This window comes from Bartonella sp. AS69XJJH (assembly GCF_042195585.1).
Lineage (GTDB): Bacteria > Pseudomonadota > Alphaproteobacteria > Rhizobiales > Rhizobiaceae > Bartonella.
The window spans coordinates 1-5,423 of record NZ_JBHIOO010000041.1 but is presented as its reverse complement, the minus strand read 5'-3'; the positions used below and the strand labels follow the sequence as shown (position 1 = coordinate 5,423).

Annotated in this window: 4 protein-coding genes and 1 pseudogene; all 5 read right to left on the bottom strand. The window is 38.3% G+C overall.

Annotated elements, in window-relative coordinates; genetic code table 11:
- Window positions 1–1,234: 1,234 nt before the first annotated feature.
- Entirely contained in the window at window positions 1,235–1,399 is a 165-nt protein-coding gene (locus ACFIK6_RS08965) for a hypothetical protein (RefSeq protein WP_375642627.1), read from the bottom strand.
- A complete protein-coding gene (locus ACFIK6_RS08960) occupies window positions 1,387–2,565 on the bottom strand; it encodes an MFS transporter (RefSeq protein WP_375677569.1) in 1,179 nt (392 codons plus the stop codon). Before ACFIK6_RS08960 ends, ACFIK6_RS08965 begins: the two co-directional genes overlap by 13 nt.
- 511 nt (window positions 2,566–3,076) lie before the next feature.
- Complete coding sequence (locus tag ACFIK6_RS08955) at window positions 3,077–4,315, bottom strand: DUF2087 domain-containing protein (RefSeq protein WP_375642630.1); 1,239 nt, start codon at window positions 4,313–4,315, stop codon at window positions 3,077–3,079.
- Window positions 4,316–4,325: 10 nt separating this feature from the next.
- Window positions 4,326–5,000 carry a hypothetical protein gene (locus ACFIK6_RS08950; protein ID WP_375642631.1) on the bottom strand — a complete coding sequence of 225 codons (675 nt, stop codon included), beginning with the start codon at window positions 4,998–5,000 and terminating at the stop codon, window positions 4,326–4,328.
- Window positions 5,001–5,213: 213 nt separating this feature from the next.
- A pseudogene (locus ACFIK6_RS08945) lies at window positions 5,214–5,423 on the bottom strand (MFS transporter); the annotation flags it as partial.

Here is a 5,423-nt window from a genome sequence, read left to right as displayed (position 1 = left end):
CTGCTTATTCTAAAAACTCTATTAGTGCACTAGAGTGTTTTCTCCTTCTTCTACGAGGGCTTTCATTTTCCACTCCATAGAGAGAGTACAAAAATAAAACATGGCTTGCCTTGCGGTTGTCTATCTCTATTCTCTGTACAAGGGGCTACAGATCGGATAATTTTTTACCCTACCTTAAATATACTTTTGTGAAAAGCACTTTAAAGGTTGTGTTTTATTTTATTCGAAATGCTTTTATGGAAAGAGTTCATTGCGCTAAGGGCAAGGAAAAAAACGTGTAAGATTCCAATGATAATGAAGAACCTATCTATGAAGTTATACTCTGATCTTATTTAATTTCTATTAAATCACCATCAAGCACTATAGGATATTCAGTCGTTTGAAAAAAGGATTTTATTTTTTCAGAGCTTGAGGAGAGAATAAATTGAGATTTCCGCATAAAGCAAACATGGAAAAATTGTGATTTATTGATAATGTCTTTTATCAGATAAGAGGATGAGAGGGATGATACAAGGGCATTTCTTTCAATATCGTAATGTGAATCAATAAACAATAAAACGCCAACACCATTCTCAAATTGATTGACTATAATGAGTTGCATGGTCTTTCGCCGAAAGAGTGCAACCTTGAAGATTTAAGACATTTGTAAAATCGTGTACAGAAATTGAAGTTCCCATAATATTATAAAAAGTTGGTGTTCTTCCTTTCAGGTGTAAGGTATGGCCATGATAGCCACAATCGCATGATTGATCCTATGCAATATGAACAACATCACCTGTGGCGTGTTCAAGTAATGGTGCATCTTCAGGATAAAAAACAGAGACAATTAATTCATCATTTTCAGGATTTGACTTTACTTGAATGTGATCATAAAGATGATAAATGTCACCATTAATCTCGGAACACTGGAATCCTATTGGACCAGTTTCTTTTGTGGTAAAGCTAAGAGGTTTAATATCTAATTCAGGGATTTAAGTCTGTTATTTTCGACATAGATTTAAGCTTGAAAGGCTTCTCCAAGATAGAATAGGTTTTTTAGACATTTTAATTTTTGCTTCCGAGATATCGTAATAAGTTTATCCGCAAAACTTGGCAGGCATATGATGGTATCGATAGAAAATTCTTCGATAGCTGAACTCAAAGTCTCAAGATCAACCATAGAGGCAAATGGATAATATGTTACTTTGAGTAGTCTACAAATTTCATGTGCAAATAAAAATCCCCCCATAATCCTTTAAGCTGTGAGACAATTTGCAACGGCGTTTACAGAGCAATCTTTAAAGACAGTTTCGAGCTTCTTTGCCGCAGAGTGTGTTACAAACTCATAATTGAGCCATTTATGGCGAAGTGTTTTGGGCACCCTTGTTGTGCCCCCAGTAGCAAAAATTATATGTGACATTGAAGTTCCTTATTTTTTTTAGTTTGTATGAGGCAAAGGCAAGAAGCAAAGGCGGAGACAGCAACAATCATGCAAAAGGTGAAAGCGATGTGATTGTTGAAATGGCTGATGATCCATCCACTTGTCCATGAGCCGGCAGCTTGGCCAATATTTGAAATAACAAGAATATAACTAAAAAGAACACAGGCAGAGAGGGACGCCGTTGTTTTCCCTGCTTGATAGTATATCTCTGGAACCATGACAGATTCATAGACACTGTAGGAAATTAACGCAGTCACAGCGGTAAAGACGCCACCCATGAGGAAAAATGCAGCGAAAGTTCCCATAAGCCATAATAGGTAGAAAGTTGATTTATCAGAAAGGCTGAGATGTTTATTGATTATTCCTTGCCAGATACAAATACTGATGCCAACAATTGAAAAGAAAATTCCACTATAAGGGGCGAGATTTCTGTCAAATTTACTGAGAAGTGTTGTGGTGGTGATGAAAATTCCCATGAGGAATGCACAAAGCAAAGCCGTGACCAGCAAATAAGCAATAGAACGATTATGTATTATTGTTTTTAAAGAAGAAAGAAAAGGCTTCTTTGTTTTTTTATCCTTTTCAAGAGATAATGTTTTATGCGGGTAGTGATAAACAATTTGAATGAATAAAACACAAAGATACAAACCAATAAGTGCAAAAAAAGCCATCAAAAAAACTGATGCATTGTATTTTATGGCACTCGTTGCAACGAGAGGGGCTATAACGACAGCAGCGTTTTGAAAAAAAGAATAGAGAGTTAATGCGCGTTTAAGAGTACTTCCATTGAGATGTTCTGATAAAATTTCTCTCAAAAATGGCTTTGAAATTGCTTTCGAAAAAGCCATTAAGGTAAAAAAGATCAACCATGCAGAAGGTATAAGCGATAGGATAATGCACACAAAAGCAATACTCCTTAAAATAAAGGCGGTAGCCATTAAAAGTTTACGCGAAAATTTTTCTAATAAACCCGTTGTGGTTACCATGAGAATGCTTTCAAGGATTACTGATCCAGCGAGATAAAACGCAACATTTCCAGCAGTTATGAGAGAAGAGTTTCCAATCAGAGGGAGTACAAAGAAAAAGGAAAATTCAGAAAGAAAAACTGCGCTATAGATGAAAAAAGGAATTTTATTTTTGCCCATGGAATTTCCATAGAAGTGTCGTTAAATGATCAAATACATTTTTTTGTATCTCTTGAGGAAGTCTTAAGAGCCCTGTTTCTGCTGTGCACATTTCGTTGAAATAATATCCTTCTTGATTCACCAGCCAGTCCACTGCAAGAATATTGTTTTTTGTTTTTTCTACGATGTTTTTAGAAATATCGAGCATGATCTGGATTAAGCAACAACACTATGCCTTGATGTTTGTGCAACAATCGTCAGGTCATTGAGACCTTAATCCCCATATCCTCTCCTGATGGTTTTGACTGTTTCTAATCGTATTTGATAACCAACTGATACCCCGCATTCTTGTTACTCTAATGTATCTTTTATGAAGGGGATGTACTAACCGCTCCATAGATTGTCAACATATGAATGAGATGAATGATTTTATAACCTTTTAATAAAATTATATTTTTTAGTGGAAGTTTATTCATTCTCTTGAAATAGAGAAGAAAAACGATAGCGTTCGCTAACATTTTTCAATTCTCTTTTAGCGCATGCGTTGATATTTTCCTCCATGGCGTTGTAAAAACCCCTTCTCAACAAGAGTGCGCCGTAATCGGGCAAAGTCTACCGTAAAGAGATTGCATATCTTGGAAACTTCCGTTTCGCTATAGATTTTTTCCTTTTGAAAGGCTTCACCAATTTTTGATAGCATCTCTTCTGTTTCTAAATGGCGGTCGCTTAAATTTTCCCTATTCCGCTCATGTTTATTTTCTAGCATTTTCCACGGTGTCTCTTCGTTTTGAAATCCTTCTGTTGTGTTGTGAATAAGTCCGAGGTTCAAAAGGCGATTGATGGATTTATGAATGGTTTTGGCATCTGAATCGACATGTTTGAGGATATCAGTAAGATTTTTTGCACCAAGGATAATGGCGGCATAAACAGCACGCAGTGTCGGTGAGGTCATGGCAGAGATCAGTGAATTGCGGATATTGCGTTTGTGAAGTGCTTCTTTTCCCATGGGCAAAATATCATTTCGAATGGGCAGTTCATTGATTTCTATGAGTTCTGCTTGGAGCGATTGTGCGCGTACAATTTGTTCGGCAGAGGTGCGTTTGCGAATAATCCCCAGACCACTTTGGCGATATTTGTGGTTTTCGGGGAGTGTTAAAGCTTCATAGGAGCCATCAAGCCGGTAGAGAATTTCTTCCCAGATAGGAGTTCTGGCACGTCGCACCCGCTGTGCCCCATTGAGAGCAATTGTTGAGGTCATGGTTGGTTCATGCAAACAAAGATAACCACCAGTGGTGATGTGTTCCCAAAGGGTTATAACAAATCGTACATCATCTGCGGGCGTTCCAGCATCAAGCCAAGCAAAATCTATTGGTCCCCAAGATTTGAGTGTTTCATCATCGAGAGAGAAGAAATTCTCATGAATAAATGTGACCATGTTTTTTTCAATACCGTCTTGAAGCAGTTTTTGCCATGCTTCTTCGGCTGATTGGCCTTCTGCTGAAAAATCATCAATGGTGATAAGTCGAGGTTCGTAATTTTCAGGAATCCCTGAAGGATCAAGTAAAGCTGTACGTTCTTCCCAAGTGGAGGATTCTAAAAGTTTTTTATCTTGTTGCCATGCTTGTTTTGCTTTTTGCAGTGCTTTAGCAATCAAGCGCGTACTATCCCCCGCACCGATTTCAATGACTGTGCGTGGTCTTGCCATTTGAATGAGCGTGTAAAGAAGTTCAATACTGTTTTCTGTTCCCATACCGGGTCTTATCAGGGCCATCTTTTGATCCTTATCCTTTTATTAAGCGCAGCATTCCTGCTTTGATAAAAAATGTTGTTGTTTGTTCTATGGGGTGTTGAAGATGCATTTCTGTTGTGGCTTTTTGTAAGAGAGGTTTGGTTTTTTCATTCAGCCGGATTGTGCGCCCATTGAGTTGATTAATGGCAAGGGTACCAAGAGAAGAATTAACAATACGGCATGTTGGTTCACGTAAAAGAGCGGTTGCATGGTCTGGTGAAAAGGCTTTTTGATCTGTTTGAATGAGACCGTGTCGCAATAGTGATATTAAAAGACTGTTCACCTCAAAAAGGTAACCATTGAGTTTGATTTCTTTCAAGGATTGAACAGAACAGCCCTCATGAAGAGCTGCAAATGTTGGCAAATCAAATCCAGCAAAAGCACAGCTTTTTGTGGAAACAACAGTGATAGGCTGAATTTGGCGTTTGCCAATGAGTGCCGGTTTATTTTTTATGATTTGTATATTCTTTGCCCATTGAACGTGTGCTAGGGGGGCTAATGTACGTGGGTAAACGGCAAAAGAATTGATTGCTATGGGTGGTGTGGGTTTTTGTAAGGCAAGGGTGTGGATGTTTTCATTCAAGTCATGTTGCATATAGTCTGCCAGTTGCCACACATAACCACCTGTTCCATGGTAAAAATTTAAGCCTATAGGATCTTGTTGCATGACGTTATCGTTTTTTTTGCTTTAAAATATCAAGTTTTGGGGAGGGGTGTTCGTTGCTCTACATTAAAGAGTGGTTTATCAAAGTCCTATTGGGTTGGTATGGGGTTGCATGGAATACAACGATTTGATAGGGATTTTATTGGGATTTGATAGGGCGGTGATTGTCATGTCCTTTTGGGGTGTATGGTTTGCTTGAGAAAAACGCCTCGTCCACTAACCATTCTCAAATTCTCTCTGTTCCTTTTTTTGTACGGCACTGTTCACAATAAAACCTAATATGCCTGTGATCATGGTAGCTATGCCGATGATAAAGAGTGTGCTTTGGGTGTGGTGCACTTTTACAAAACCGGCTCCTAGAAAGCCAAGGCATACGGATGTCTGTATGATGAAGATATAGGCAGGCATTTGACTGTTTCGTTGTTC

Excerpts from the sequence above, each read along its gene's own strand:
- ACFIK6_RS08960 (WP_375677569.1), bottom strand. The coding sequence starts at position 2,565 with ATGGGCAAAAATAAAATTCCTTTTTTCATCTATAGCGCAGTTTTTCTT.
- ACFIK6_RS08950 (WP_375642631.1), bottom strand. The coding sequence starts at position 5,000 with ATGCAACAAGATCCTATAGGCTTAAATTTTTACCATGGAACAGGTGGT.
- ACFIK6_RS08955 (WP_375642630.1), bottom strand. The coding sequence starts at position 4,315 with ATGGCCCTGATAAGACCCGGTATGGGAACAGAAAACAGTATTGAACTT.
- ACFIK6_RS08965 (WP_375642627.1), bottom strand. The coding sequence starts at position 1,399 with ATGTCACATATAATTTTTGCTACTGGGGGCACAACAAGGGTGCCCAAA.